Raw genomic sequence first — 24,815 nt, forward strand, 5'->3', positions numbered from 1 at the left:
CGCGGTCAGTCGGTGAGCAGGATGCCGGTGAGCAGGACCCCGCGCGCGAGGTTGAGCACGCTGTCGCAGCCGGGGAAGCCCACCCGGGCCAGGCCGCCCGAGCCGGTGCGGCCGAACAGGTAGGGCGCGAGGCTGTAGGGGACGTCGGCGGTGACGGTCTCCCCCGTCTCCATCCGCACGAAGTCCATCGCCACCCGGTCGGCGGGCATGTACTCCTGGAGGATGTAGCCGCCCTCGTCGATGGCGGCGCGCAGCCCCTCCTCCCACTTCTGCGGGTCGGTCTCGCGGCCCAGCAGCACGCCGATGCCGGCCGAGCCGTCGGCGGGCTTGGCGACCAGGTCGTGCTGGTCGGCCAGCGCCCGGGGCAGCTCGGCGGCGGTGAGGGCGGTGGTACGCGGGACGTACCGGCGCACGAGCGCCTGGTCGGCCTCGGGCAGGGTGTCGAGGTCCTCCCACAGCCAGGCAAAGTTGATCTTGTTGCCGAGCAGCCAGGCCGCCGTGCTGACGAACATCGGCAGGGTCCCGGCGGCGAGGGCGCCGGCGACCGCGTCCAGCCCCGCGCTGGCGTGCACCCGGTTGGGCACGAAGAGCCGGAACAGCGCGTCGACCGGGGCGCCGTCGACGACGAGCCGCTTCTGCTCGTCCAGGGTCGCCAGCTTGAGCTGGGCGATGACCAGGTCGATGCCGAAGTCACGGGCCCGGTCCGCCAGCGGGGACAGGATCTTGAGGAAGAAGTCCGGCGTCTCCAGGCCCGGGTAGTCGGCGTCGAAGTCCAGCAGCAGCGCCACCCGGGCCCCGTCGGCCAGGCCCAGCTCGTCACGGATCGCCACGAACCGCTGGTCGAGCAGGGACGGGGCGGGCCGCACCGGCAGCCCGTCGAGGATGCCCCGCTCGGCGTAGAGCTTCGCGTACCGGTAGACGACCGTGTCGGCGTCGAAGCCGCCGCCGAGGCTGCTGTCGATGTTGTACTCGACGAACTTCGGCACCCCGCCGGAGATCAGCACGTCCGGCCGGTACGCGGCCAGCAGCGCCTCCGACAGCACCTCGTCGGTGTCGAGCAGCTTCGTCTCCTCCGCCGGCACCCCGAGCAGCCGGGTCAGCTCCCCGGCGGTGCGGGCCCGCCGCTGGCACGCCTCCAGGATGAGCTGGGCGATCCGGTCGCAGACCTCGTTCAGCTCGCGGAACGCGTCCGCCGGCATCACCGGGGGCCGGGCCAGCCGCCACGTCTGGTTGTACGTCGCGCAGCCGTAGAAGATCTCCTTCCACGCGCCCGCCCCGGCGGCCACCATCTCCGCCCGGGTCGACTCCGGCAGGTCCTTCCACGCCTGGTCCAGCGGCGGCCAGGGGTAGTTCGGGTCGATCATCACTCGTCCTTCATGGTGAGTTGGATGGCGGCGGTGAGCTGCTCGCGGCCGGGCTGCACGGCCCGGTCCAGCGCCGGGGCGAACGGCAGCACCGCGCCGTCGGGGCGGGTGACCCGCCGGGGCGGCGCGAGCAGCCGCACCCGTTCCACCACGGTCGCGATGATCTCCCCGGCGATCCCGCAGGACCGGTTGGAGTCGTCGACCACGACCAGCCGCCCGGTGCGGGCCACCGACGCGGTCAGCCCGTCCCAGTCGAACGGGTGGAGCGTGCGCGGGTCGAAGACCTCCACCGACACCTGGTCGGCCAGCGCCTCGGCGACGGCGAGCGCGTCGTGCACCAGGTGCCCGACGGCGACCACCGTCACGTCGTCGCCGGCCCGGTGCACCCGTCCCCGCCCGATCGGCACCGGGGCCAGGGCGGCGAAGTCCACGTCGGCGCGCACGTCCATCGCCCCGGCCGGCGCGAACACCACCACCGGGTCGACGTGCCGGATCGCCGAGACCAGCAGCCCGTACGCGTCGGCCGGGGTGGCCGGGACCACGGTGGTCACCCCGACGTGGGCGAAGAGGCTGTACGGGTGGTCGGAGTGCTGCCCCGCCCACCCGGTGCGCGAGCCGGAGCCCGGCACCAGGTAGGTGACCGGCACCTCGGCCTGCCCGCCCGTCATCAGCGGGAACTTGTGCGCGTGGTTGACGATCTGCTCGAAGACCAGGAACAGCAGGGACGGGATCTGGAACTCCACCACCGGGCGCAGCCCGGCCAGGGCCGCGCCGGTGGCGAAGCTGGTGAACGCCTGCTCCGACAGCGGGGTGTCCCGCACCCGGTCCGGCCCGAACCGCTTCAGCAGCCCGGCGGTGACGTTGGAGGCGGCCACCCGGATGTCCTCGCCGAGCAGGAACACCGACTCGTCGCGGCCCATCTCGTCGGCCAGGGCCCGGGTGAGGGCCTTGCGGTACGACAGCCGTGGCATCAGCCACCTCCCGTCCGGGCGACCAGCCCGCTGGCGTACAGGTGCTCCAGCGCGCCGGCCGGATCGGGCTCGGGGCTGGCCAGGGCGAACTCCAGGGCCGCGTCGAGGGTCGCCTCGACCTCGGCGTCGACGGCGGCCCGGTCCGCCCCGGACAGCCGGGCGCCCTGGATGTCGACCGGGTCGCGGGACCGGCCGGCGGCCACCTCCTGCGGCGCGCGGTAGTCGAGGCGTACCGCGTGCTCGAAGGTGTGGTGGGCGTCGAACCGGTAGGTGCGGGCCTCGATCAGCTCCGGCCCGCCCCCGGCGCGCATCCGGGCGACGGCGGCGGCGGTGGCGTCGCGTACCGCCTCGGGGTCCTGGCCGTCGACGACGGCCGCCGGCATGCCGAACGCCTCGGCCCGGCCGGGGATCGTGCCGGCCACCGCGCCCTCGACGGGCATGGTGGTGGCGTAGCCGTTGTTCTCGCAGACGAACAGCACCGGCACCCGCCACAGCGCGGCCAGGTTGAACGCCTCCAGCAGCATGCCCTCGTTGACCGCGCCGTCGCCGAAGAACGTGGCCCCGACGAGGTCGTCGCCGCGCCGCCGACGCGCCCACACCGCTCCGGTGAGGATCGCGCCGGCGGCGCCGACGATGGCGTTCGCGCCGAGCACCCCGACGGCCAGGTCGGCGGCGTGCATGGAGCCGCCCCGGCCCCGGTTGAGCCCGGTCTCGCGGCCCAGCAGCTCGGCGAGCATGCGGGCCGGGTCGGCCCCCTTGGCGAGCACGTGGCCGTGCCCGCGGTGGGTGCCGGTGACCAGGTCGTCGTCGCGCAGCGCCGCGCAGACCCCGGCGGCGATCCCCTCCTGACCGAGGTACGGGTGGATGCCGCCGACGATCGCCCCGGCGCGGACCAGGTCGACGGCCCGCTCCTCGAACCGGCGGATCAGCCGCACCGTGCGGTACAGCCGGACGGGATCGTCGCGGGTCACGCCGGGCGACCCTCCTTGATCGCGGCGAGGATGTCGTCCCAGAGCTGCGCGCGGGCGGTGAGCGCCAGGTTGACGGTGTCGGCGCACTCCTGCCACTTGGTGTCGTCGTCGCCGCACAGGTCGGCGAGCATCTGCATGGCCATCGGGGTGTGCTGCTCCCCGTCGACCTCGATGTGCCGCTCCAGGTAGTCGACGAACGTGTGCAGCTTCTGGCTGCGCTCGTTGACGGCGACGACCTGGGTGAACATGTCGGGGATCAGGTCCTCGCGGCCGAACGCGAACGCCGCCGCCTGGCAGTGCACCGGGGTCGACTCGATGATCTTCCAAGTGGTGGCGGCGAACGCCGCCGACGGGCCGGGCACGCCGGCCTTCACCAGCGCCTCGGTCACCGGCGTGCCGGCGCGCAGCAGGTCGACCAGCGCGTCCACGGCGCCGGTGTCGGCCCCCGCCTCGGCCATGCCCCGCACGTAGAGCTCGAAGTGGCTGATGTAGCCCTCGCCGAGCTCGTCGCTCTCCTCGACCATCACGATGTCGTTGATCAGCCGGCGGCTGCCGGTGGGGCCGGTGGGGATCCACGGCACGTCCACGCAGGTGAGCTGCCGCTGCAACGACTTCAGCAGGGACATGAAGTCCCAGACCGCGAAGACGTGGTGCTCCATGAAGGTCACCAGCGCCTCGTGGGTGTCCAGGTTGGCGTAGAGGGGGTGCTTGACCACCACGTCGCGGCGGTCGGTCACCGCCTGCTCCAACCGCTCGATGCCCGGGTGCGTCTTACCCCAGTCGTACCGTGACATTGTCAGCCTCCCTGCTGGGCGCGGTCGCGCCAGATGACCGGGCAGAAGTCGGGGTCCGCGTAGTCCGGCCGCCCGTCGTGGGTGCGGCGGACCAGCACGTCGTGGTTGTACGCGGCGAGGGTGCCGTCGGAGAGCGGAAACTCCCGGTAGGCGTTCGCGCCGTCCTGCAGGTGCAGCGAGATCGCCCGGCGCGGGCGACCGCTGACGTTCGCGCCGCTGCCGTGGTAGGTGCGGCAGTGGTGGAAACTCACGTGTCCCTTGGGGATCACCATGGGGATCTTGCGGATCTGGGCGCCGTTGTGCGCGGCGTTGCGGGCCAGCATCTCCTCGAGCTGGTCGCGGTCGCGCTCGGCGAAGTGCCGCACGACGGTGTCGTCGGCGCCGATCTCGGACCACCGGTGCGACCCGTCGACCATGGTGATGGTGCCCATCTCCTCGCCGCAGTCGTGGAACGGGATGAACGCGGTGAGCATGTCCTCCGACGACGAGGACGACCAGTAGTGCTTGTCGAAGTGCCAGGGCACGATGTTCGACGGCTCGCCGGAGATCGGCGGCTTGTAGATCAGCGTGGACTGGAACACCCGGATCTCGGCGGCCCGCGCGAGCCGGGCGGCGACCGCGCCGAGCAGCGGCTTGCGCAGGATCGCGGCGATCCCGTCGTGCTCGTAGTGGACGTAGTCGTTGTGCCGCTGCACCGGGCCCTTCGACGGGTCCCAGTAGGCGAGCTTCGGCGGGCGCGCCGGCAGGGTGCGGTCCCGCTCGCCGTCGTAGTACCGGTCGGTGGCCGCCACCAGGGCGTCCACCTCCTCGTCGGTGAACAGCTTCTTCGACAGGTACCAGCCGTGCTCGGCGTAGTGCCGCACGTCCTCGTCGGACGGCAGCAGCGCCTCCTCCTGCGCGGTCAGCGCCGGGTGTATCTGTGTGGTGGTCATGCCCCAACCCCTTGTGCCGTGCCGGCCGCGACAGCGGGGGTCGCCCCCGCCGCGGCCAGCTCCCGTTCCTTGGCCTCGTAGAGGGCCTTGATGTTGCCGCTGCCGAAGGTCAGCGCCCCGCGTCGCTCGATGAGTTCGAGGAAGAGGGTGCGCCGCACGTGCATCGACTCGGTGAAGATCTGCAGGAGCTGGCCGCCGTGGTCGCGGTCGACCAGGATGCTCAGCTCGCGCAGCCGGTCCAGCGGCGCGTCGACCGGGCCGACCCGCCGCTCCAGGTCGTCGTAGTAGGCCCCGGGGGTGCCGGCGAACCGGACGCCCCGGGAGCGCAGCGCGCCGACGGCGGTGACGATGTCGTCGGTGCGCAGCCCCAGGTGCTGCACGCCGGCCCCGGCGTGTTCGGTGAGGAACGCGTCGATCTGCCCCGGCCGGTGGCCGCGGTCCGGCTCCAGCAGCACCAGGGTGACCCGCCCGGACGGGCTCTGCACCACTGTGGAGTTCATCGCCTGGCCGGCGACCTCGACGTGCTCGGTGAAGATCTGCGCGAAGCCGAAGACCCGCTCGTAGTGGGCGACGGTCGCGTCGAGCTGCCCCGGCGGCACGCAGATCGCCAGGTGGTCGATCTCGGCGAGCAGGCCGTCGTCGCCGCCGGCCGGCTCGGTGGGCTCGAACGCGCCGGGCAGGAACTCGCGCCGGTCGCCCCGGCGCTCCACCAGCCGGTGCAGCACGTCCCCGAAGCCGGCCACCTCGGCGGTGACGACCTCGGCGTCCGCGCCGGTGCAGGTGGTCGGCGGCGTCACCGGGGTCGCCCCCCGGCCCACCAGCTCCGCGTACGCACCGGCGGCGTCGTCGACCTCCAGCGCCACCACCGCGATGCCGTCGCCGTGCCGCTGCACGTACGCCGACGCCCGGTGCCCGGCGGTCAGCCCGGAGGTGAGCACCATCCGGATGTCGCCCTGGCGCAGCAGCAGCGACCGCTGCCCCGCCAGCCCGGTCTCGGGGCCGCCCTGACCGGCGAGGCGGAACCCGACGGCCGTGCCGAAGTAGAAGGCTGCCTGCCGCGCGTCCCCCACGAAGAGTTCGATGTGATCTATAGAACGGATGTCCATGTACCAGCCCTTCCCCATGTCCCCCCGTGACTGCCGTCCGGGCTCCCCCGCCCGGGGTGTTACGCGGGATCACCTCCCGGCGCGGCGGCGCGCGCACCCGCACCGGCGGTGCGCCGCAGCAGCAGGCTCACGTTCTGCCCCCCGAAGCCGAACGAGTTGGTCAGCGCGTGTTCCACGTCGGCCCGCCTGGCCTCCTTGCGGACGTGGTCCGCCGGGCAGGCCGGGTCCGGATCGTCGAGGTTCCAGGTCGGCGGCAGCAGTCCCCGGCCCAGCGCCAGCGCGGTGGCGGCGGCCTCCAGCGCCCCGGACGCGCCGAGCAGGTGCCCGGTGAGCGCCTTGGTGGAGCTGACCGGCACCGTGCCCTCGCCGAACACGTCGGTCAGGGCGGTGATCTCGGCGATGTCGCCGAGCTTGGTGCCGGTGCCGTGGGCGTTGACGTAGCCGACGTCGCCGGCCGTCACGCCGCCGCCGGCCAGGGCCCGGCGCATGCACTCGGCCGCTCCCGCCCCGTCGGGCCGGGGCGCGGTGGGATGGTGGGCGTCGGTGTTCGCCCCGTAGCCGGCGACCTCGGCGTAGCCGGCCACGCCCCGGGCGGCGGCGTGCTCGGCGCGTTCCAGCACCAGCAGCGCCGCGCCCTCGGCGAGGACGAAGCCGTTGCGGCGGGCGTCGAACGGCCGGCTCGCCTCGGCCGGGTCGGCCCAGCCCCGGGCGAGGGCCCGGGCGTTGCCGAAGGTGTCGGCGAAGGTGGGGAACAGCGGGGCCTCGCTGGCCCCGCAGACCACCACGTCGGCCTCCCCGGCCCGGATCAGCCGGGCCGCGTCGGCGACGGCCTGCGCGCCGGAGGCGCACGCCGTGCCGACAGACGAGCTGTAGCCGCGGATGCCGTGGGCGATGGCGATGCGCGCCGCCGGCATGTTCGGCAGGATCCCGGTGAGCAGGTACGGGCTGACGGCCGCCCGGCCCCGCTCGGCCCGCGCCAGCACCTGCCGCTCCAGGGTCGCCATTCCGCCGACGCCGCCGACGATCACCCCGATCCGGGCGGGGTCGACGTCGCGGCCGACCTCGATGCCGGCGTCGGCGAGCGCGTCGGCGGCGGCGAGCAGGGCGAGCACGACGATCCGGTCCAGCACCCGGGTCTCCGGCCCGGACGCGACCGTGCGCGGGTCGATCTCCGGCAACAGCCCGGCGGCCTCCAGCGCCCCGTGGGCCGGGTGGTCCTGCGGCGGGCGGGCCAGCCCCGACCGGCCGGCGAGCAGGGCGTCGAGGGTCTCCCCCGCGCCCCGCCCGGCCGGGGTGAGCAGGCCCATCCCGGTGATGAGGGCGGTCACGACGACGACTCGGTCAGGTAGCGCTCGCGCAGCGCCACCTTGCGGACCTTGCCGGTGACGGTGACCGGGATGTCCTCGGAGCGCACCGGCACCACCCGGCGCAGGGTCGCCCCGACGTCCGCGCCGAGCGCGGCGCGCACCGCCTCGGTGCGGTCGACGCCCGGGTCGGCCCCGGCCGCCAGCTCCAGCAGCACGTCGGTGACGACGCGGTCGTCCTCCTTGACGATCACCACCGTGCAGTCGGTGACGTCGGGGCAGGCGGCGAGGACCCGTTCCTCGGACAGGGCGGTGAAGAACCGCCGGCCGTCGCCGAGCTCGACGGAGTCGACGGCCCGGTCCAGGTGGTAGTAGCGCCCGTCGGCGTCGGCGTAGACCAGGTCGCCGGTGAGGTACCAGCCGCGCAGCCGGAACCGGTAGGTGGTGACCGAATCGTTCCAGTAGCCCCGGAACAGCGACGGCGAGTCGATGCCGAGGAAGCCGACCTGCCCCGGGGGCAGCTCGTTGCCGTCGGCGTCGAGCACGGCGACCTTCGTGAACTGGTACGGGCGACCCACGCAGCGGCCGTACCGGTCGGTGTCGGCGGTGTGCGTGATGTGGAACATCGAGTGGCCCATCTCGCTGGAGCCCAGCCCGTCGATGAACACGGAGCCGGGCACCCGCACCACGCCCTGCCGGGTCACGGTGTCCCGCGAGCCGACCGCGACGAGCCGGCGCACGTGCGGCTCGTGCGAGCAGTCGCCGGTGTTGAACCACAGCCGCACCGAGTCCAGGTCGTACGCGGACAGGTCGAACCGGGCCAGCTCCGCCCAGGTGACGGAGAACCCGAACACGCCGTCGGGCCGCCACCGCTGGATCGCGTCGAGGACCCGCTCGCCGCCCTGGTCGGACAGCAGGAACATCTCCGCCCGGTTGCCCAGCGCCTGGTTGACCATGAGCACGGTCGCGGTGTGCGGGGCGGGCAGCGCGTTGAGGATGCGGCGGGTGCCCTGCGCCTGCGGCATCGACAGCAGGTGCCGGGTGGCGGCGAACAGGCTCGCGTGCGAGTGCAGCACGGCCTTGGGCACGCCGGTGGTCCCGGAGGTGTGGGTGATGACGATCGGGTCGTCGGGGTGGTGCCGGTAGTGGGCCCCCGCGGCGGCCGGGTCGCCCGCGCCGGCGTCGGCGGGCGTGCCGAGCAGCGGAGCGCCGAGGTCGTGCCCGGCCAGCAGCTCGGTGTGCGCGGCGTCGGCGAGGACGCCCGCGCCGCGCAGCCGGCGGATGTACTCGGCGGCGATCTCCGGGCGGAGCTTGCCGTTCATCAGCGCGGGGATCGCGCCGAGGCGGGTCAGCGCCAGGAAGCTGAGCACCATGTCGGCGGCGGCGGTGGCCCAGACGGCGACGGGGTCGCGGGGCTTGACGCCCCGGGCGCGCAGCCAGGCGGCGCGGGCGGCGACCCGCTCGTCGAGCTGGCCGAGCGTCAGCGGGCGCTCGGCGGGGTGCCCGTCGACCTCCGTGTCGAAGGTCAGGCCGGGGCCGTCCGGGTCGGCGCCGTGCGCCAGCACCCGGGCCAGCACGTTGCCGGCGCCCAGCTCGGTGTCGGCGGCCAGCAGGCCGCGCAGTCCCTTGGTCCTCATGATGCGTCTCCTCCCCCCAGCAGCACCGCGACGGCGGCGGTGCCGGGCGGGTCGCCCGGCACTGCGGCCTCGACGCCCGCACCGGCGTCGTCGGGTGCCTGTTCGATCAGAATCAGCAGCGCCTCGTCGGCGTCGCCGTCGCTCAGCAGCAGTTCGGCCTCGGCCGTGCCCTCGGCCAGCGGGTCCCCGGTCGGGGCGAGGCAGACCACCGGCCCGCCCAGCCCCCAGCGCGCGGCGACGTGCCCGGCGACGCTGTTGGGCACCGACTGGAAGAAGAACAGCGGCCCGGGTCGCCCCCCGGCGGCGACCGTGGCGTGCACGTGGTCGGCGCTGGCCCGGTCCCCGGCGGCGCTGACCAGCACCACCGCGGTGCGCCCGCCGGCCGGTTCCGGGGCCGGTCGCCCGCCGTGGCGTCGGGTGAGGCACCGGTCGGCGACGGCCGCGACGACCGGGCTGAACCGCGAGTGCACGAACCCGGGCAGGGTCGGCGGGTCGGCGTCGCCCGGCTCCGGCCAGCTCGCCCGCGCGAGCACCCGCAGCCGGCCGTCCGTCGTCGTCGGCAGTTCCCCGGAGCCGGTCATGCCGCACCTACCAGCAGTGCGGTGTTGGCCCCGCCGAACGCCGCGTTGAGGCTCACCGCGTAACCGGTGGCGGCGGGGCGGGGCGCGTCGCGGATGACGTCGAGCGGGCACGCCTCGTCGGGGCCGAGCCAGCCGGCGTTGACCGGCAGCTTCCCGTGCCGCACGGCCAGCACGGTCACCACCAGCTCCAGCAGCCCGGACGCCTCCAGCGCGTGCCCGTGCAGCGCCTTGGTGGAGCTGACCGGCACCCGGTGCGCGTGCTCGCCCCAGGCCAGCCGCAGCGCCGCCGCCTCGGCCGCGTCGCTGTAGCCGGTGCCGGTGGCGTTGGCGTTGACGTACCCGATGTCCTCGGGTCGCAGGCCGGCGCGGCGCAGGGCCGCGCCGAGCGCGCGGGCCAGGCCGCGCCCCTGCGGGTCGGGCTGGCAGGGGTGGTAGGCGTCGCCGGCCCGGCCCCAGCCGAGCACCGAGGCCAGCGTCGGCGCGTCCCGCCGGGCCGCCGCGTCGGCGGACTCCAGCACCACGGCGGCCACGCCGTCGCCGAGCAGCAGCCCGCGCCGCCCGGCGCTGAACGGGCGGACCGCGCCGTCGGTGGCGAGGGCCCGGCCGGCGTCGAAGAGCGCGTACTGGTCGGGTTCGACCAGGTACCCGGCGGCGACGACGACCCGGTCGACGACGCCGCGGCCGATCAGCGCGGCGGCGTCGGCGACCGCGGTGGACGCGGACACGCAGGCGCTGGTGTAGACCCGGGGCGCACCGGCCAGCCCGCACCGGCGGGCCAGCTCCCCGGCCAGTGCCGGCACGCCCGCGCCGCCGTGGGCGGCGAGCAGCAGCGGCGCGGCGGCCCGGGCGGCGGTGTCGAGCCCGGCGGCGGCGCACGTGGTGTGCACCGCCTCGGTCAGCTCGTCGGCCAGCGGGCCGGCGTCGGCCAGGGTGGCCGCCACGTCGACGCGGCGGGCGCTGGTGTCGAAGCGGCCGACGGGCCGGAACGCGGGGGCTCCGGCGAGCACCCCGGCGAGCTGGGCGTCGGCGCCCCTGCCGAGGGCGCTGAGCGCGTGGACACCGGTGATCCGTACGGGGGCCCGCTCAGCCATCTGCGGGGGCGGTCAGGCAGGTGTGGAACACCGCCACGGCGTCGTCGACCGTCCGGATGCCGGCGAGCTGGTCGTCGGTGAGGTCGAGCCGGCGGTCGTAGCGTTGTTCGACGAGGTGGACCAGCCAGGCGAGCTCCATCGAGCCCACCCGGTCGGACACCTGGTCGGCCGGCTTCGCGGTCATCTCGGCGAGCATCGTCAGCAGGTCAGCTCGCCCCAGGTCGGGCTGACCGGCCATCAGGAGTTGCCGTCGGCCGTCGCGGCGACCCGGTCGGCGACCATCGTGGTGAACTCGCCGACCGTCATCAGCGCCAGCTTCTCGGACTCGTCGTCGGCGAACTTCAGGCCGTAGCGGTCCTCGACGCGGACGGCCAGGTCGGCCAGGGCCAGCGACTCCAGGTCGACGCCGGCCGGGCCGAGGGTGGTGTCGTCGTCGATGCCGTCGACGTCGTAGTTCATGTCGTCGAGCTGGGAGATGACGAAGGCACGGACCTCGTCGCGCATTGGTTAACCTCTTTCCGTGAGCCAGTCAGCGGTGCCCGGTCGGGACACCGTGTACGTGTTCCTCGGCCGTACCGACGGCGATCGGCCGGCGGCGGCCCGGCGGCTGCTGCGGCGCGCGGGTGGCGCGCTGCTCGGCCGGGCGGAGGCGGAGATCCGGGTGCGACGCGATGCGGCCGGGCGGCCGCTCGTCGACGCCGGTGACGCGGTGGAGCTGCCGGTGAGCGTCAGCCACGCCGGCGGGGTCGTGGTGGTGGCGGCCCGCCGCGGCGGCGGGGTCGGCGTCGACGCCGAGCGCCGCCGGGACCTGCCCGCGCTGGCGCTGGCCCGCCGCTGGTACGCCCCGCAGGAGGCCGCCTGGCTGCACGGACGCCCTCCCGGGTGCCAGGTCGAGGCGTTCCTGCTGCTGTGGACGGCCAAGGAGGCGGTCGGCAAGGCGCTCGGGCGCGGGTTGCGCGACGGCGGCCTGCGCCGGCCGATGCCGGTGCCCGGCGGCCCCGGCGAGTTGCTGCGCCCCGTCCCGGGGGCCGGCGGCCTGCGGGTCGGCCACCCCCGGCTGTCCCCCGGCGGCGACGGGCCGGTGCTGGCCGGTGACCTGGTGCTGGCCGTCGCGGTCGACGGGCCGGCGGACGGCGTCGAGCTGGTGATCGACTGATTGATCAGTCAGACCGGCGGGTGCCGCGACGGGCCACCGGAGCGGGCCGGTCACGGCGCGGCCGCCCGCAGCGCCTCGGTCGACCGGACCAGCTTGCCGGTGGTGGTGCGGGGCAGCCGGTCGAGCAGGTGCAGGACGCGGGGCCGCTTGTAGGCGGCGAGCCGCTCGGCGAGCAGCTTCTCCAGCACCTCCTCCGACAGCGGCCCGTCCGGCTGCACGTACGCGGTGATGTCGCCGTCGTGCACGACCACGGCGGCGGCGACGCCGGGCAGCCCGGCGAGGGTGGCCTCGACCTCGGTGAGATCGACCTTCAGCCCGCCGACGGAAACCTGCGAGTCGAGCCGGCCGCGCACGGTGACCAGACCGGTCCCGGGGTCGACGGTGCCGGCGTCGCGGGTGCGCAGCCAGCCGTCGGCCCAGCGGTCCGGGTCGGACAGCCCCACGTACGGCGAGTCCGGGCAGCTCACCCACAGCTCGCCGGTGGCCGACTCGCGGACGGTGATCCCGGGGGCGGGGGCGATCGACGGCCGGTGCCAGCCGTGCAGGTCGGTGCCGATGACGCCGACCTCGGTCATCCCGTACATGTTGCCCAGCGGCACGCCGAAGCGGTCGACGAACGCGGTGACGACGGCCGGCGGGACCAGCTCGCCGCCGGTGGTCATCCGCTTGAGCTGCGGCAGCGGGCCGGTCGGCCGGGTGGAGGCGAGCAGTCCGATGTGGAACGGCACGCCGAGCACGGTGGCCGGGGTGTCGTCGGCGGCGATGGCGGCCAGCACCGCGTCGCCGCTGAGCCGGTCCGGCGGCACCAGCGTCACGTGGGCGTGCAGGCCGTAGAGCAGCCCGCCGACGAGGCCGAGCACGTGCACCATGGACGGCAGCAGGATGATCCGCTCGCCGGGCAGGGCCACGCCGTCGATGCGCGTGTAGCGGCGCACCTCGGCCACGAGGGACGCGGCGCTGCGACCGATCACCTTGGACGGACCCGTGGAGCCGGAGCTGAGCTGGATCACCGCGTGCGGGCTGCCGGCGGGCCGGTCCGAGTAGGCGGTGACGCCCTCGGTGACGTCGACGAAGATCTTCAGCGCGGCGCCGCCGCTGCGCACCGGGGCGACGACGACCTGCGGGGTGAGCCGGGCGAGCGCGCCCTGCACCTCGTGGTCGGTGAGCCGGTGGTCGAGCAGGATCGCCTGGGCCCCGGCGCGCCAGGTGGCGAGGAGGTTCACCACGTACGCCAGCGAGGGCGGCAGGCGCAGCGCGGCGGCCCCGCCGGGACGCAGCCCGGCGTCGGTGAGCCGGGCCTGGGCCTCGCCGACGAGCCGGCGCAGCGTGCCCCGGTCCACCGGGTCGGGCAGCCGCAGACATACTTCGGCCGCCGGGCCGGCCAGCAAAAGGTCGTCAACCCACGCAGGGTGGTCTACTGTAGATTCTGCTGCCGAACGATCCATGGTCACTGTGGTCTACCGCCCAGCATCGAAAAAGGGCATAACTGCCCAATGTGGTGCGTCTTCCGGGGTGCTGACGGAACACTACGACAGCCGTCGAGACCATTACTAGATGCAAATGGCTAGATCAAAAAGGTCGTGCGGCCCGATTGCCGGTCAGCCGGTTCGCCGGGCAGGATCGGGGGCCGCGAGGCCGCCGGCGACACCGCCGCCGCGGGGCGGGAGCCTGCCCGCCGCCGAGCCGGCACACCCGGGCGGCAGCCTGCCCGAATCCGACCCGGCCGCCCGACCACGCTCGGCCAGACAGCCTCCCGCGTCGGCCTGACGGCCGATGGGTGGCCGCCGACCGGCGACCACCCATCGAAGATACACGATCTTACCGCGGAGGGGAGCCCCCGCCCGCGAGGTCAGGCCAGGGCCGGCGTCTGCGCGTGCACGACGAACCGCAGCGACCGGGCGTCGGTGAAGCACTCCCGCATCGGCCTGACCAGGTCCCGGTGCTCCGGGCTGCGCTCCCACGCCTCGAACGCGGCCAGGTTCACCCACTCGCTGGTGATCAGCCACTGCTCCGGGTCGGCCGACGAGCGGCACACCTGATCCACCAGGTGCCCCGGCACCCCCTCGGCGACCAGGTGCCGGATCGCCTCGTAGGCGCGCAGGAAGTCCCCGGTGCGCTGCTGCGGCACCCGGACCAGGAAGACCACCCGCGCCCGCTGTCCGGTCATCGTGCCACTCCCTGGGTCGGGCCGGGCTCGGCCGCCCGGCGGGGCGTCGGCGCCGGGCGGGCCGCCGCGCCCCGCAGCACCAGCGCGCTGTTGAAACCGTCGAACCCCCGGGCGGCCACCAGCGCCACCCGGGACGCCGGCCGGCGGGCCTCCCGCAGGAAGTCCAGCTCGCAGCCGTCCGCCGGCCGGTCCGGGCCGGCGGAGGCGGGCAGCGTGTCGTGGGCGAAGGCCAGCAGCGCCGTCGCCACGTCCAGCGCCGACCCGCCCTGGTGCGCCCGGCCGGTCAGCGGCTTGGCCGTGCTCACCGGCACGGGCCGGTCGCCGAACACCGCGCGCAGCGCGTCGGCCTCCGCCCGGTCGTGGCGGGGCGTGCCCAGCGCGTCGGGCAGCACCACGTCCACGTCGTCGGGGGCGACGCCGGCCCGGTCCAGGGCCAGCCGCATCGCCCGCGCGTACTGGGCGGGGTCCCCGGCGGAGTCGGGGCCGGTGTGCGCCGCGTCGTGGGTGGCCCCCCAGCCGGTCACCTCCCCGTAGCTGCGGGCCCCCCGGGCCAGGGCGTGCGACAGCTCCTCCACCACGAACACCGCGCCGCCCTCGGCCGGCACGTAGCCGGCGGCGTCGACGTCGAACGGCCGGTACGCCCCGGCGGGATCGGCGGCGGCGCTGAGCAGCCCGGACCGCAGCTGGCAGGCCAGCGCGTACGGGCTCAGCGGGCACTCGGTGGCCCCGGCGATCACCACGGGGGTGCCCCGCCGCACGGTGCGCACCGCGTGCGCGAGGCTGTCCAGCCCGCCGGCCGACTCGCTGACCAGCACCCCGCAGGGGCCCTTGAACTGGTGGTGGATGGAGAGCTGCCCGACGCTGGCGGCGTAGAACCAGGCGATCGACTGGTACGCCCCCACGGTGCGCGAGGGCCCGCCCCACAGCCGTTGCAGCTCCCGCTGCCCGAACAGGTTCCCGCCCGACGAGCTGGCCAGGGTCACCGCGTAGCCGTAGGGGTCGGGGGCGTGCTCGGGCAGCCCGGCGTCGGCAAGCGCCAGCCGGGTCGCCGCGAACCCCAGGTGCGTCCACCGGTCCGTCTGCACCAGCCGACGGTTGTCCGCCCAGGTCAACGCCTCGAAGTCGGGCACCTGGCCGGCGACGCGGGTGGGATAGGACGCCGGGTCGAACAGCGTGATCGGCCCGGTGCGCCGGGTCCGCGACACCACCGTGGACCAGTGCGCCTCGGCGCCGATGCCGCTCGGGGCGACCACCCCGATCCCGGTGACCACCGCCCGGGTGGTCACGCCGCCCGGCCTTCCCCGGCCGCGCCGCGCGCCGCGCCGCCGTGCGTCGTCCCGCCGTGCGTCGTGCGGCCGTGCGTCGTGCCGGCCAGCCGGCGGAACACCATCGCCGACTGGAAGCCGCCGAACCCGCTGCCCACCGACAGGGCCACGTCCACCGGCAGCTCCCGGGCCACGTTCGGCACGTAGTCCAGGTCGCACTCCGGATCCCGGGTGGCCCAGTTGGCCGTCGGCGGCACCACGCCGTACTCGATGGCGAGGGCGCAGGCGGCCATCTCGATGGAGCCGATCGCGCCGAGGGAGTGCCCCACCATGGACTTGATGGAGCTGATCGGCACCCGGCGGGCGGCCTCGCCGAGGGCCCGCTTGAACGCCGCCGTCTCGTGCCGGTCGTTCTGCCGGGTGCCGGAGCCGTGCGCGCTGATGTAGGAGACCTGCTGCGGGATCAGCCGCGCCTGCTTCAGGGTCGCCGAGATGGCCAGCCCCATCTCCAGCCCGTCGGGGCGCAGCCCCGTCATGTGGTAGCCGTTGCTGCGGCTGGCGTACCCGGCTACCTCGCAGTAGACGTGCGCGCCCCGGCGGCGGGCGTGCCCGTACTCCTCCAGCACCAGCACCGCCGCGCCCTCGGCGAGGACGAAACCGTGCCGGTCGGCGTCGAACGGGCGCGACGCGTGCGCCGGGTCGTCGTTGTCGGGGCTGGTCGCCTTGATCGCGTCGAACGAGGCGACGGTGACCGGGGAGATCGGCGAGTCCGCCGCCCCCGCGAGGATGATGTCCACCTCGCCGTCGGCGATGAGCTGGTGGGCGTACCCGATGGCGTCGATGCCGGACGTGCAGCCGGTCGAGACCACCTGCGCCGGCCCGTGCAGCCCGTGCCGGCAGGCCACGTCGGCGGCCAGGCTGCTGGGCACGAGCGCCTGGTACAGGTACGGCCCGCCGCGGTCGTGGTCGACCAGCCAGCGGCTGCCGGAGTCGCTGACGGTCACGTACTCCTGCTCCAGGGCCATGGTGCCGCCGACGGCGGTGCCCAGCACCACCCCGGCGCGGTCGCGCTGCGCGTCGGTCAGCTCCAGGCCGCTGTCGGCGACCGCCTCGATCGAGCAGGCCAGGGCGAACTGCACGTACCGGTCGGCGCGCCGGCGCTCGGCCTCCGTGAGGCCGGCGGCGACCGGGTCGAAGTCGCACTCGGCGGCGATGCGGGAACGGAACGGCGACGGGTCGAAGAACGTGATCCGCCGCGTCGCCGTGCGCCCCTCCGTGATCGTCTTCCAGAACCGGTCCCGGGTCACGCCGCCCGGGGCGACCACCCCGATGCCGGTCACCACCGTGCGGCGCGCGGTCACGACGCGCCCCGCTGTTCCGCCGGCTCGGTGTCGACGTGCCCCAGCTCGGGCCGGGGCGCGAGGGGACCGAGGTGGAACACCACCTCGGCCGGCTCCGCGCCGGTGTTGCGCAGCCGGTGCCGCACGTTGACCGGCACGAGCAGCGCCTCCCCGGCGGCCAGCGGCACCGGCCGGTCGTCCAGGTCCACGGTGATCGCCCCCCGCGCGACGTACAGGAACTCCTCGCTGTACGGGTGGTAGTGCTCGGCGATGCGGTCGCCCGGGGCGAGGGCGGCGACCCCCATGAACCCGGAGGTGCTGCCGACCGTCCTCGGCCCGAGCAGCACCCGCAGCTCGCCGCCGCGCCGCCGGTCGGCCGGCACGTCGCGGGCGGCGACCGTCCGGTACGCCGGGTCGTCGGCCGTCCGCTGGGCGGTGGTCTCACTCATCGTCGCCTCCCGGGGTGGCGGAGCCGGCCCGCGCCGCCCGCTCGATCCGTTCCTTGATGACCGCGAGCTGGACGCGGCTGTTGGTGTTGATCCGCTCGGTCATCCCGGCGTTGTCCAGGGGGGCGCTCGGGTGCATCGCGAAGTCCTGCACCCAGGTCATCCGGGTGCCCTCCGGCTCGGTGTCGTAGCGCCAGTGGATGCGCATGTACTCGAACGGGCCGGTCTCCACCCGGTGCGCCCGCACCTCGCGGTTCTCCCAGTCGGTGGTGCGTTCGCTCACCCAGCTCCACACGACGCCGTTCTCGTCGGGGTGCATGGTGAGGCGGAACCGCACGGTGCGGCCGTCGCGTTCGAGGATCTGCGCCGAGGCGTACTCGGTGAACAGGTCCGGCCAGTTCGCCACGTCGTTGGTCAGCTCCCACACCAGCCGCAGCGGCGCGGCGATGACGATGCTGTTCTCGGTGTGCCCGGGCGGGTCGGCCGCCCCGGCGACCAGGTCGGCGACCTCGGCGATGCTCAGCCGCGTGGCATCCTCGGGCAGGCGCACCCGGTAGCGGTCGGCGACCACCGCCGACAGTTCGAGCAGGGCGAGGGAGTCCATGCCGAGGTCCTCCAGGGACGCCCCGGGCTCCCGGGCCGCGGCCTCGGCGTCCAGGCCGCAGTTCGCCACCAGGATCTCGGTGATCTCGGCGGTGAGCGGGCGGCCGTGGGTGACGGTCATCAGTTTCTCCTCTGGTCGGGGCCGGGCGGACCGGCGGCGGGGACGCGAACGGGGCTTCTCCCGTCGTCCGGTGCGGCGCATCCGGCGCGGCGCGGCCGCACCCGCCCGCCGACGGTGGCGGTCACGGCCGCCGCCCGCCGTGGTCCCAGCGGTAGAAGCAGCGCGCCATGGCGTCGCGGGGCGAGCGCCAGGTCGGCAGGTACGGCGAGACGTACGGCCGCAGCCGCGCGCTGACCCGGGCGAACTCGGGGTGCTCCCGGATGCCCTCCACCGCCGTCTCCCCCGGCCGCTCGGTCTCCAGCAGGTGCACGTAGAGGTCACCCAGCCGGTACAGCGACCGGTGCCGGACCCCGGCCAGGCGCGGCAGCTCCGTGGCGTCGGACTCGGCGAAGATCTCGGCGACCCGCTCCTCGGCGTCGGGGACCACCTTGGCGACGATCAGCGAACGATCCATGGACTGCCTCCCTCGGGCGCGCGGCGGCGCGGCATGAGCTCGCCGTCACGCGGGACGACTGCCGCCACGGTGCGCGCACCGCCGTCACCGAGGCGTCACCGCCGGGCCACCCACCGACACGACCAGTGGTGACGCTGCGTTGATGAATCCTGTGGACAATCCATGCCCCTCCTGAGAGGGCGACCCCGATAACGACAAATATTCGCAGTTGGCAGGCATCTTCGGTCCACGAGGCCGCCAGCCGCGCCGTACCCAATGTTGACTCACCGTAATCACTGCGGTTAATCTTCGAGCGGGCCAGCCCGGCGGTCGCGACGCCCGGGCCGCGACGCATGGAGCCACCGGAGACGGTGACGCCCCCGGGGCGAGCGCGCCGGGACGCGCGAGGAGTCCGGACCAGGTCCGGTGCAGGGGGTGCCGCCGTGACCGCTGATCCGCCCACGCCGACCACGGGCGACAGCCACGCCCCGGACGTCTCGCTGCGCCTGCTCGGCGGCTTCCAGTTGCTGCACGACGAGACGCCCGTCGTCGTGCCGCGCGGCCTGCAACGGGTCCTCGCGCTCATCGGGCTGCGCCCCGGCGCCACCCGCAGCCACCTCGCCGGCCTGCTCTGGCCCGAGGCGCCGGAGGAACGGGCACTGTCCTCGCTGCGCACCGCGTTGTGGCGGCTGCGCCAGGACCCGTGCTGTCCCCTGGTCACCAGCGGCGACACCACCCGCCTCGACCCCCGCGTACGGCTCGACGTCGACGACCTGACCAGCACCGCCGCCCGCGTCCGCGACGGCGACGACCCGGGCAGCACCGGCGTCGCCCTCACCGCCGGCCGGCACGACCTGCTCCCCGGCTGGTACGACGACTGGGTGCTGCTGGAACGCGAACGCCTACGCCAGCTGCGGTTGCACATGCTGGAGCAGGTGGCCCGCAACCACCTCGCGGCGGGACGGCACGGCGAGGCCCTGGAGGCCGCGCTGGAGGCCATGGCGGCGGAACCGCTGCGCGAGACCCCGCACCGGCTGGTGGTGCGCGTCCACCTCGCCGAGGGCAACGTCTTCGAGGCCGTGCACGCCTTCTACGCGTACCGCGACCTGCTCCTGCGGGAACTGCGCCTGGAGCCGTCCCCGGCGATGACCGCCCTGCTGCACGACACGCTCGCGCCCATCCGGCAGGCCAGCCGCCCGACGCCCCCCGAGCCGCGCCGGCCAGGCGCGTCACCGCAAACACACCCACGGTGACGGCAACGTGACAGACCGGTCGGCATGGTGGTCGCAGAAGCGGCGCCACGGTCGCCCGACCTTGATCCAGAGGCGCCGCCTGCGGGAGGGGACCCATGAGCCGTCTACTGATCGTCAGCAGGATCATCCCCGGCGCGGAGGGACGCGTCGCGCAGATCTTCGCCGAGTCCGACGCGACGGAGCTGCCGGGCCTCACCGGCGTCCGGCACCGCTCCCTGTACTGCCTGCACGACCTGTGCGTACACCTGATGGAGACCGCCGACGTCGAGGCCGACGCCCTCGCCGCGGCCCGCAACCACCCGCTCTACCTCCAGGTCAACGAGCGGCTCTCCGCGCACACCTCGCCGTACCTGCCGACCTGGCGCTCGCCGCGCGACGCGATCGCCGGCTGCTTCTACAGCTGGGACGCCACCTCGCCGGTCGGCGTCACCGGCACGGCCGGCTGAGCCGGCGGGCCGCGACATGGTGGCCAACCCACCGCACGTGATGATCATCGGGGCCGGCACCGGCGGCCTGTGCCTGGCCCACGGGCTGCGCCGGGCCGGGATCGGCGTCTCCGTCCACGAACGGCACGCCGACCGGGCCGACGGGCTGCTCGGCTACCGGGTCGGCATCGGGCCCACCGGCAGCAGGGCGCTGCGGGAGTGCCTGCCGCCGGAGCTGTTCGACATCTTCGCCGTCACCTGCGCCCGGGGGCCCCGCTACTTCAACGTCGTCACCGAACGGCTGCGGCAGACCGCCTCGTTCCCGCTGCGCCCGGACACCGACGACGTCGACACCGAACGCTCGGTCGCCCGGATGACCCTGCGCCAGGTCCTGCTCACCGGGCTGGAGGACACCGTCGAGTTCGACCGGACCTTCACCCACTACGAGCAGCGCGACGACGGGACGGTCACCGCCCACTTCGCCGACGGCAGCACGGCCACCGGCGACCTGCTGGTCGCCGCCGACGGCACGCACTCGGCGGTACGCCGCCAGTACCTGCCGCACGCGGTGATCCGCGATGCCGGCACCGTCAACATCGCCACCCGGATCCCGCTGACCGAACACACCCGCTCGCTGCTGCCCGAACGTGTCGCGCAGGGCATCTCGCTGGTCTTCGGCGCGGGCGGGACGATGGGCGTGCTGCACGTGATGGAGTTCAAGTGGGACCGCGGCGGCGACGTCAAGCCCGGCGTCGCCGCCGCCGACGCCGACCTGCTGCGCCGCTGGCCCGGCCTGCGCCACGACACCACCCGCGACAACATCAACTTCATCATCTGGAGCGCGGCCCGCCGGTTCCCCGCCGACGTCATGAGCCGCCGCGGCGAGGACCTCGTCCGGATCGCCCAGGAACTCACCCGCAACTGGCACCCCCGCCTGCGGGAACTGCTGGCCCGCAGCGACCCCGGCAGCGCCCTGCCCATCAGGGTGTCCACCTCCGAGCCCGTGCCGGCCTGGAAGAGCAGCACCGTCACCCTGCTCGGCGACGCCATCCACACCATGACCCCGGGGCGCGGGGTCGGCGCGAACACCGCCCTGCGCGACGCCGCCCTGCTCTGCCGGCAGATCAGGCTCGCCGCCGCCGGCGAGAAGACCCTGGTGCAGGCCGTCGCCGACTACGAGGCCGCCATGCTCCCGTACGGGTTCGCCCGGGTGCACGACTCGCTGCACCGCAGCGGCACCAGCGGCGACGACCGGATCTACCGTCCGGTGATCGGACGGCTCGCGCTGCTCGGGGCGCGCGGCTACTTCGGCGTCACCAGTCGGGTGCCCCGGCTACGGCGCAAGTTCGTCGACGACTTCTACACCTATCGCGGCGAGGAGGACTGACCCCGGCCGACCACGCTCGGTCAGCTCGCCGCCACCCCGGGTACGAAGCACCCCACCAGCGCCGGAAGGCCCCGGACCTCCCTGTCGCCGACACGGCGCGTGTGCGAAGCTGCGACGGATTTTCTTCGCGACTTTTCACCGATGCTCTCAAAGAGGGAGGTTCGCCAATGCCGTCAAGTTTCGGGCAATGGCTGATCGTGATCCTGGCACTGCTGGTGGGTGCGGCAGCCGGATGGGCGCTGCGTGGCCGGCAGGAGACGCCCTCCGGCGCGACGCCCATCGTGGAGGGTGACCCGGTCGCCGGCGTGGCGGTGGTGTCCAGCCCTGTCCCCGAGGCCACGGTCGACGAGCAGCGGCCGGAGGCGACGGTCGCCCCGGCGGCGGCCCCGGTCGCCGTCCTCGACCAGCCCACCCCGGACACCGCCTCCCCCACCCCGCCCGGCGGAGTCCTCGGCGACGCCGACCCGGCCGCCTTCACCCCGGCCGCCACGGTCGACGCCCCCGCGACCGATGGCTCCCCCGCCGTCGCCACCGACCCGGAGCCGGCGGCGACGCCAGAGCCGGTCGCCGAGACCCCCGCCCCGCCGGCCGACGCGACCCCCGCCGAGCCGACGGCGACCGAGCCGACCGTGGCTGTCGAGCCCGCGGCCGAGACCACGGCTGTCGAGCCGGCGACCGGGACCACGGCTGTCGAGCCGGCGACCGGGACCGCGGACGTGGACCCGGTGGCCGCTTCGACCGTGGACGTCGAGCCGGTGGCGACCGAGCCGGTCCGGCCGGCGGTGACGGCCGACGCCGTCGAGCCGGCGGCCGCTAGCGCGCCGGCCGAGCCCGCAGCGGAGGCCGAGGCCGCCGCGCCCGTCGTCCCCGCGCCGCGCACCCCGGTCGACGACGCCCTGCCGCCGGCCGCCCTGGTCGGGCCCGAGGCGCAGCACGTCCCGGTCGAGCCCGAGGCCGCGCCGGTCGTCGCCGCGGCGGCGGACCCGACCACCGGGTCGGCCGACGACTTCCGTCGCATCCAGGGCATCGGCCCGAAGATGGCCGCCGCGCTCCAGGACGCCGGCATCCGCACCTACCGGCAGCTCGCCGACCTCGACGAGGCGACCCTGCGGGAGACGATCCGCTCCGCCGGCCTGCGGGCCGCGCCCAGCCTGGCCACGTGGCCCCAGCAGGCCAAGGTCCTCGTCGGCGCCCCGGCCGAGGCCGACCGGGTGCTCCCGGCCGGCGACGCCGACGCCTGACGGCCCGTCCCGGCGGCGGCACAGCACCACGCCAGGTCCGACACACCCACCTGGCAGCGGCCCGCGCGTCGATCACGGCGCTGCCCCGTCCGCACCTGCGCGGACGGGGCAGCGGTCGTTTAGCCGCGAGTGGCGGTTGGGTACATCGGGCTCACCTCGAAACCCACCACTACCCGGGAGGAAGCCATGCGGCGCGGCCCGTCGATTCTGGGAATCATCCTTGTCATCTGGCTGGTCATCGGCGCCATCGCCGCTGGGCAGCGGGGCTACTACGACGGCGACGACACGAACTGCGCCGAGGCGGGCACCATCCTGGTGACCATCGTCGCCGGGCCGTTGAACTACATCGGCGCGAACCCGAAGATCGACTGCGAGCTCCCCGAGCCGTCCAAGTAGGTCGAGCGCACGACACAAGCGGCCCGCCCCCTCTCGGGGGCGGGCCGCTTGTCGCTTCAGCCACCCTGCGGCGTTCCTGGACGGTTGCCGTCACGAGCGAACACGGACCGTCCAAAATCTGCCGCCGGCACCGGCGGGCCCGCCGAACGCGCCGAGCGGGGCGGGTCGGCCGCACGGTCAGCGGAAGCAGTGGGCGATCGGCACCTTGCTGCCGAGGCAGTTGGTGGGCCGGTTCTCGATGACGACGCTGGCGTCGTCGATCCTGACCTGGGCCCGGTCGGCGAAGATCCCGCCCGGGGGCAGGGTCGCGCTGTTGCCGACCACCTTGCTCTTGAACAGCGAGAGCTGCCCGGCGACGGTGTAGATGCCGCCACCGGCGGACTTCGCGCCGACCGCGGCGTTGCCGCCCACCTCGCTGGTGCGTACCAGGGTGTTGGAGCGGTCGGCGAAGATGCCGCCGCCGTTGCCCCGGGCGTGGTTGCCGCTGACGACGCTGTCGTCCATCGGCAGCAGGCCCTGGACGCTGGAGATGCCCCCGCCGTTGTCGCTGGCGGCGTTGCCCTGGACGACCAGGCCGCGTAGGACCAGCACCGCGTCGGAGTTGGCGATGCCGCCGCCGATCCTGGCCGTGTTGTCGACGACCCGGGTGTCCTCGACCTTGGTGCGGGCCGAGAAGCTGGCCAGGCCGCCGCCCTGCCCGGCGATGTTGTGCGCGAGGACGGTGGTGGCGACGTCGGCCGCGCCCCGGTAGTTGGCGAGCCCGCCGCCGTAGCCGTTGGCGCTGTTGTCGCGGAACTCGGTCTTGGTCATGGTCAGCACGCCGCCGTTGAGCATGCCGCCGCCCTTGCCCTCGGCGCCGGCGGCCGAGTTGCCGACGAACCGACTCTCCCGGACCACCATGTTGCCGTCGTTGAAGACCCCGCCGCCGCCCTCCTTCGGCGAGACGGAGGTGCTGCCGACGACCGTGGTGCGTTCGAGGACGGCCGTGGCCCCGTGCACGACGTGGACGCTGCCCCCCTCCGAGGTGGACCGGCCGTTGCGCAGGGTGACGTCGCGCAGCGTCAGCTCGCCGCCGTCGCGCACCGTGAAGAAGCGGAAGGTCTCGGCGTTCTCGCCCCGGGCGATGGTCGCCCCGGAGCCCTCGACGGTGATCGCCTGGTAGATCACCGGCAGGCCGGTGTTGTCGTCGCCCGGCTGGCGCGGCGGCAGTTCGGCGTCCCCGGGGGTCTCGGCGGCGTCGGCGGCCTCCCGGGCGTCGCGGATGCCGCCGTCGTACTCGTCGGGCTGCTGGAAGGCGTGACTCAGCGTGTAGGTGCACTTCGGCGCGAGCCGCACCGTCGCCCCGCCCTCCGCGTTGGCCTGCACGAGCGCGGCGACGAGCCGGGCCGAGTCGCAGGGCACGGTGAGCAGGGGCGGCCGGCGGGTGCCCGGCCCGTCCGGCTTGCCGTCCGGCGTCCCCGGTCCGTCCGGGGCGCCCGCCCTCTCCGTCCCGGCCTCCGGCCGGCCGGGGCCGCCCGGAGCGCCCTCGCCGGTCCACCGTCCCCCGTCGGGGCCGTCGTCGCGCACGGCCGCCGCCGGCCGCCCCTGGTCGGTGACGCCGGGAGCGTGGTCGGCGGCCAGCGCGGCGACGCCGGTGACACCGGCCGCGCCGACCACCAGGCTGCCGGCCACCACGCCGCCGGCTAAGAACCACCGGGACCGTCGCCTGCTGGGCGTCGCTCGCCGGTTGCCCTGGTACGTGAACATCACGGTCCTGCCTCTCCTGCACGAAATGACGCGGCGGCACCGGAACGGGGCGCCGGGTGGCGTACCTCGCGGGGGCCACCGAAAG

At 74.8% G+C, this 24,815-nt stretch carries 25 protein-coding genes and 1 pseudogene; 6 read left to right on the forward strand and 20 right to left on the reverse strand.

Going from position 1 to position 24,815, the window contains the following annotated elements:
- Positions 1–5 precede the first annotated feature (5 nt).
- Genes O7633_RS04180 through O7633_RS04235 form a run of 12 tightly spaced genes read right to left on the reverse strand, consistent with a single transcriptional unit; the run spans position 6 to position 11,255 of the window.
- Complete coding sequence (locus tag O7633_RS04180; RefSeq protein ID WP_282326138.1) at positions 6–1,364, reverse strand: hypothetical protein; 1,359 nt, start codon at positions 1,362–1,364, stop codon at positions 6–8.
- The gene (locus tag O7633_RS04185; protein WP_178065236.1) at positions 1,364–2,335 is read right to left on the reverse strand and encodes a transketolase C-terminal domain-containing protein; all 972 of its coding nucleotides are present in this window, start codon (positions 2,333–2,335) and stop codon (positions 1,364–1,366) included. Before O7633_RS04185 ends, O7633_RS04180 begins: the two co-directional genes overlap by 1 nt.
- Positions 2,335–3,306 (reverse strand): thiamine pyrophosphate-dependent dehydrogenase E1 component subunit alpha, encoded by a 972-nt coding sequence (locus tag O7633_RS04190; protein ID WP_178065235.1) that lies wholly within the window; start codon positions 3,304–3,306, stop codon positions 2,335–2,337. Before O7633_RS04190 ends, O7633_RS04185 begins: the two co-directional genes overlap by 1 nt.
- Entirely contained in the window at positions 3,303–4,100 is a 798-nt protein-coding gene (locus tag O7633_RS04195) for a DUF3050 domain-containing protein (protein ID WP_074477223.1), read from the reverse strand. The genes O7633_RS04190 and O7633_RS04195 overlap by 4 nt, the downstream gene beginning before the upstream one ends.
- Before the next feature lie 2 nt (positions 4,101–4,102).
- Positions 4,103–5,032 carry a phytanoyl-CoA dioxygenase family protein gene (locus O7633_RS04200; protein ID WP_282326140.1) on the reverse strand — a complete coding sequence of 310 codons (930 nt, stop codon included), beginning with the start codon at positions 5,030–5,032 and terminating at the stop codon, positions 4,103–4,105.
- Entirely contained in the window at positions 5,029–6,138 is a 1,110-nt protein-coding gene (hppD, locus tag O7633_RS04205; protein WP_178067518.1) for a 4-hydroxyphenylpyruvate dioxygenase, read from the reverse strand. Before hppD ends, O7633_RS04200 begins: the two co-directional genes overlap by 4 nt.
- A 59-nt stretch (positions 6,139–6,197) precedes the next feature.
- On the reverse strand, positions 6,198–7,466 hold the full coding sequence (locus tag O7633_RS04210) for a beta-ketoacyl-[acyl-carrier-protein] synthase family protein (protein WP_282326141.1): 1,269 nt from the start codon (positions 7,464–7,466) through the stop codon (positions 6,198–6,200).
- Positions 7,463–9,079: a class I adenylate-forming enzyme family protein gene (locus tag O7633_RS04215; RefSeq protein WP_282326142.1), complete on the reverse strand. Its 1,617-nt coding sequence runs from the start codon at positions 9,077–9,079 to the stop codon at positions 7,463–7,465. The genes O7633_RS04210 and O7633_RS04215 overlap by 4 nt, the downstream gene beginning before the upstream one ends.
- Entirely contained in the window at positions 9,076–9,660 is a 585-nt protein-coding gene (locus O7633_RS04220) for a beta-ketoacyl synthase chain length factor (protein WP_074477219.1), read from the reverse strand. The genes O7633_RS04215 and O7633_RS04220 overlap by 4 nt, the downstream gene beginning before the upstream one ends.
- The gene (locus O7633_RS04225) at positions 9,657–10,751 is read right to left on the reverse strand and encodes a beta-ketoacyl synthase N-terminal-like domain-containing protein (RefSeq protein ID WP_282326143.1); all 1,095 of its coding nucleotides are present in this window, start codon (positions 10,749–10,751) and stop codon (positions 9,657–9,659) included. Before O7633_RS04225 ends, O7633_RS04220 begins: the two co-directional genes overlap by 4 nt.
- Positions 10,744–10,989 carry an acyl carrier protein gene (locus tag O7633_RS04230; protein WP_282326144.1) on the reverse strand — a complete coding sequence of 82 codons (246 nt, stop codon included), beginning with the start codon at positions 10,987–10,989 and terminating at the stop codon, positions 10,744–10,746. The genes O7633_RS04225 and O7633_RS04230 overlap by 8 nt, the downstream gene beginning before the upstream one ends.
- Positions 10,989–11,255 carry an acyl carrier protein gene (locus tag O7633_RS04235; RefSeq protein ID WP_043968887.1) on the reverse strand — a complete coding sequence of 89 codons (267 nt, stop codon included), beginning with the start codon at positions 11,253–11,255 and terminating at the stop codon, positions 10,989–10,991. Before O7633_RS04235 ends, O7633_RS04230 begins: the two co-directional genes overlap by 1 nt.
- A gap of 16 nt (positions 11,256–11,271) precedes the next feature.
- Here O7633_RS04235 and O7633_RS04240 point away from each other — a divergent pair, with 16 nt between their 5' ends.
- Positions 11,272–11,907, forward strand: coding sequence for a 4'-phosphopantetheinyl transferase superfamily protein (locus O7633_RS04240; protein ID WP_282326145.1), 636 nt, complete (start codon positions 11,272–11,274; stop codon positions 11,905–11,907).
- 50 nt (positions 11,908–11,957) lie between these two features.
- On the opposite strand, the gene O7633_RS04245 is transcribed toward O7633_RS04240, so the two are convergent.
- The 7 genes and pseudogenes from O7633_RS04245 to O7633_RS04275 form a co-directional block, all read right to left on the reverse strand.
- On the reverse strand, positions 11,958–13,352 hold the full coding sequence (locus tag O7633_RS04245) for a class I adenylate-forming enzyme family protein (RefSeq protein ID WP_282328464.1): 1,395 nt from the start codon (positions 13,350–13,352) through the stop codon (positions 11,958–11,960).
- A gap of 404 nt (positions 13,353–13,756) precedes the next feature.
- A complete protein-coding gene (locus tag O7633_RS04250) occupies positions 13,757–14,074 on the reverse strand; it encodes an antibiotic biosynthesis monooxygenase family protein (RefSeq protein ID WP_282326146.1) in 318 nt (105 codons plus the stop codon).
- Positions 14,071–15,360, reverse strand: coding sequence for a beta-ketoacyl synthase N-terminal-like domain-containing protein (locus O7633_RS04255; protein WP_282326147.1), 1,290 nt, complete (start codon positions 15,358–15,360; stop codon positions 14,071–14,073). The genes O7633_RS04250 and O7633_RS04255 overlap by 4 nt, the downstream gene beginning before the upstream one ends.
- An 83-nt stretch (positions 15,361–15,443) precedes the next feature.
- Positions 15,444–16,700: pseudogene (locus O7633_RS04260) on the reverse strand (beta-ketoacyl-[acyl-carrier-protein] synthase family protein); the annotation flags it as partial.
- Entirely contained in the window at positions 16,697–17,128 is a 432-nt protein-coding gene (locus O7633_RS04265) for a cupin domain-containing protein (RefSeq protein ID WP_282326148.1), read from the reverse strand. The pseudogene O7633_RS04260 and the gene O7633_RS04265, both read right to left, overlap by 4 nt.
- A complete protein-coding gene (locus O7633_RS04270; RefSeq protein WP_278135675.1) occupies positions 17,121–17,849 on the reverse strand; it encodes an SRPBCC family protein in 729 nt (242 codons plus the stop codon). Before O7633_RS04270 ends, O7633_RS04265 begins: the two co-directional genes overlap by 8 nt.
- Positions 17,850–17,970: 121 nt before the next feature.
- On the reverse strand, positions 17,971–18,303 hold the full coding sequence (locus O7633_RS04275) for a TcmI family type II polyketide cyclase (protein WP_178065224.1): 333 nt from the start codon (positions 18,301–18,303) through the stop codon (positions 17,971–17,973).
- Between the two features lie 479 nt (positions 18,304–18,782).
- Here O7633_RS04275 and O7633_RS04280 point away from each other — a divergent pair, with 479 nt between their 5' ends.
- The 5 genes from O7633_RS04280 to O7633_RS04300 all read left to right on the forward strand — a co-directional run bounded on the left by O7633_RS04280 (position 18,783) and on the right by O7633_RS04300 (position 22,984).
- The gene (locus O7633_RS04280) at positions 18,783–19,535 is read left to right on the forward strand and encodes a BTAD domain-containing putative transcriptional regulator (protein WP_256095812.1); all 753 of its coding nucleotides are present in this window, start codon (positions 18,783–18,785) and stop codon (positions 19,533–19,535) included.
- A gap of 95 nt (positions 19,536–19,630) precedes the next feature.
- Entirely contained in the window at positions 19,631–19,981 is a 351-nt protein-coding gene (locus O7633_RS04285; RefSeq protein ID WP_074477209.1) for a TcmI family type II polyketide cyclase, read from the forward strand.
- Between the two features lie 16 nt (positions 19,982–19,997).
- Positions 19,998–21,347 (forward strand): FAD-dependent monooxygenase, encoded by a 1,350-nt coding sequence (locus O7633_RS04290; RefSeq protein WP_282326151.1) that lies wholly within the window; start codon positions 19,998–20,000, stop codon positions 21,345–21,347.
- A 167-nt stretch (positions 21,348–21,514) separates the two neighbouring features.
- Positions 21,515–22,588, forward strand: a complete 1,074-nt coding sequence (locus O7633_RS04295) for a helix-hairpin-helix domain-containing protein (RefSeq protein ID WP_282326153.1) — start codon at positions 21,515–21,517, stop codon at positions 22,586–22,588.
- Between the two features lie 186 nt (positions 22,589–22,774).
- Positions 22,775–22,984, forward strand: a complete 210-nt coding sequence (locus tag O7633_RS04300) for a hypothetical protein (protein WP_074477206.1) — start codon at positions 22,775–22,777, stop codon at positions 22,982–22,984.
- A 177-nt stretch (positions 22,985–23,161) separates the two neighbouring features.
- Here the strand turns inward: O7633_RS04300 and O7633_RS04305 are convergent, their stop codons facing one another.
- Positions 23,162–24,730, reverse strand: coding sequence for a hypothetical protein (locus O7633_RS04305; protein WP_282328465.1), 1,569 nt, complete (start codon positions 24,728–24,730; stop codon positions 23,162–23,164).
- Between the last annotated feature and the right edge of the window lie 85 nt (positions 24,731–24,815).

The sequence above is a fragment of the Micromonospora sp. WMMD712 genome, from assembly GCF_029581295.1.
In the GTDB taxonomy this organism is placed as follows: Bacteria; Actinomycetota; Actinomycetes; order Mycobacteriales; family Micromonosporaceae; genus Micromonospora; species Micromonospora carbonacea.

What these genes read in the sequence shown, in the direction of transcription:
- O7633_RS04225 (WP_282326143.1), bottom strand. Translation starts at nt 10,751, where the DNA reads ATGGCTGAGCGGGCCCCCGTACGGATCACCGGTGTCCACGCGCTCAGC.
- O7633_RS04245 (WP_282328464.1), bottom strand. Translation starts at nt 13,352, where the DNA reads ATGGATCGTTCGGCAGCAGAATCTACAGTAGACCACCCTGCGTGGGTT.
- O7633_RS04200 (WP_282326140.1), bottom strand. Translation starts at nt 5,032, where the DNA reads ATGACCACCACACAGATACACCCGGCGCTGACCGCGCAGGAGGAGGCG.
- O7633_RS04265 (WP_282326148.1), bottom strand. Translation starts at nt 17,128, where the DNA reads ATGAGTGAGACCACCGCCCAGCGGACGGCCGACGACCCGGCGTACCGG.
- O7633_RS04290 (WP_282326151.1), top strand. Translation starts at nt 19,998, where the DNA reads ATGGTGGCCAACCCACCGCACGTGATGATCATCGGGGCCGGCACCGGC.
- O7633_RS04275 (WP_178065224.1), bottom strand. Translation starts at nt 18,303, where the DNA reads ATGGATCGTTCGCTGATCGTCGCCAAGGTGGTCCCCGACGCCGAGGAG.
- O7633_RS04250 (WP_282326146.1), bottom strand. Translation starts at nt 14,074, where the DNA reads ATGACCGGACAGCGGGCGCGGGTGGTCTTCCTGGTCCGGGTGCCGCAG.
- O7633_RS04215 (WP_282326142.1), bottom strand. Translation starts at nt 9,079, where the DNA reads ATGAGGACCAAGGGACTGCGCGGCCTGCTGGCCGCCGACACCGAGCTG.
- O7633_RS04195 (WP_074477223.1), bottom strand. Translation starts at nt 4,100, where the DNA reads ATGTCACGGTACGACTGGGGTAAGACGCACCCGGGCATCGAGCGGTTG.
- O7633_RS04300 (WP_074477206.1), top strand. Translation starts at nt 22,775, where the DNA reads ATGCGGCGCGGCCCGTCGATTCTGGGAATCATCCTTGTCATCTGGCTG.
- O7633_RS04295 (WP_282326153.1), top strand. Translation starts at nt 21,515, where the DNA reads ATGCCGTCAAGTTTCGGGCAATGGCTGATCGTGATCCTGGCACTGCTG.
- O7633_RS04220 (WP_074477219.1), bottom strand. Translation starts at nt 9,660, where the DNA reads ATGACCGGCTCCGGGGAACTGCCGACGACGACGGACGGCCGGCTGCGG.
- O7633_RS04235 (WP_043968887.1), bottom strand. Translation starts at nt 11,255, where the DNA reads ATGCGCGACGAGGTCCGTGCCTTCGTCATCTCCCAGCTCGACGACATG.
- O7633_RS04180 (WP_282326138.1), bottom strand. Translation starts at nt 1,364, where the DNA reads ATGATCGACCCGAACTACCCCTGGCCGCCGCTGGACCAGGCGTGGAAG.
- hppD (WP_178067518.1), bottom strand. Translation starts at nt 6,138, where the DNA reads ATGGACATCCGTTCTATAGATCACATCGAACTCTTCGTGGGGGACGCG.
- O7633_RS04270 (WP_278135675.1), bottom strand. Translation starts at nt 17,849, where the DNA reads ATGACCGTCACCCACGGCCGCCCGCTCACCGCCGAGATCACCGAGATC.
- O7633_RS04185 (WP_178065236.1), bottom strand. Translation starts at nt 2,335, where the DNA reads ATGCCACGGCTGTCGTACCGCAAGGCCCTCACCCGGGCCCTGGCCGAC.
- O7633_RS04285 (WP_074477209.1), top strand. Translation starts at nt 19,631, where the DNA reads ATGAGCCGTCTACTGATCGTCAGCAGGATCATCCCCGGCGCGGAGGGA.
- O7633_RS04305 (WP_282328465.1), bottom strand. Translation starts at nt 24,730, where the DNA reads ATGTTCACGTACCAGGGCAACCGGCGAGCGACGCCCAGCAGGCGACGG.
- O7633_RS04230 (WP_282326144.1), bottom strand. Translation starts at nt 10,989, where the DNA reads ATGGCCGGTCAGCCCGACCTGGGGCGAGCTGACCTGCTGACGATGCTC.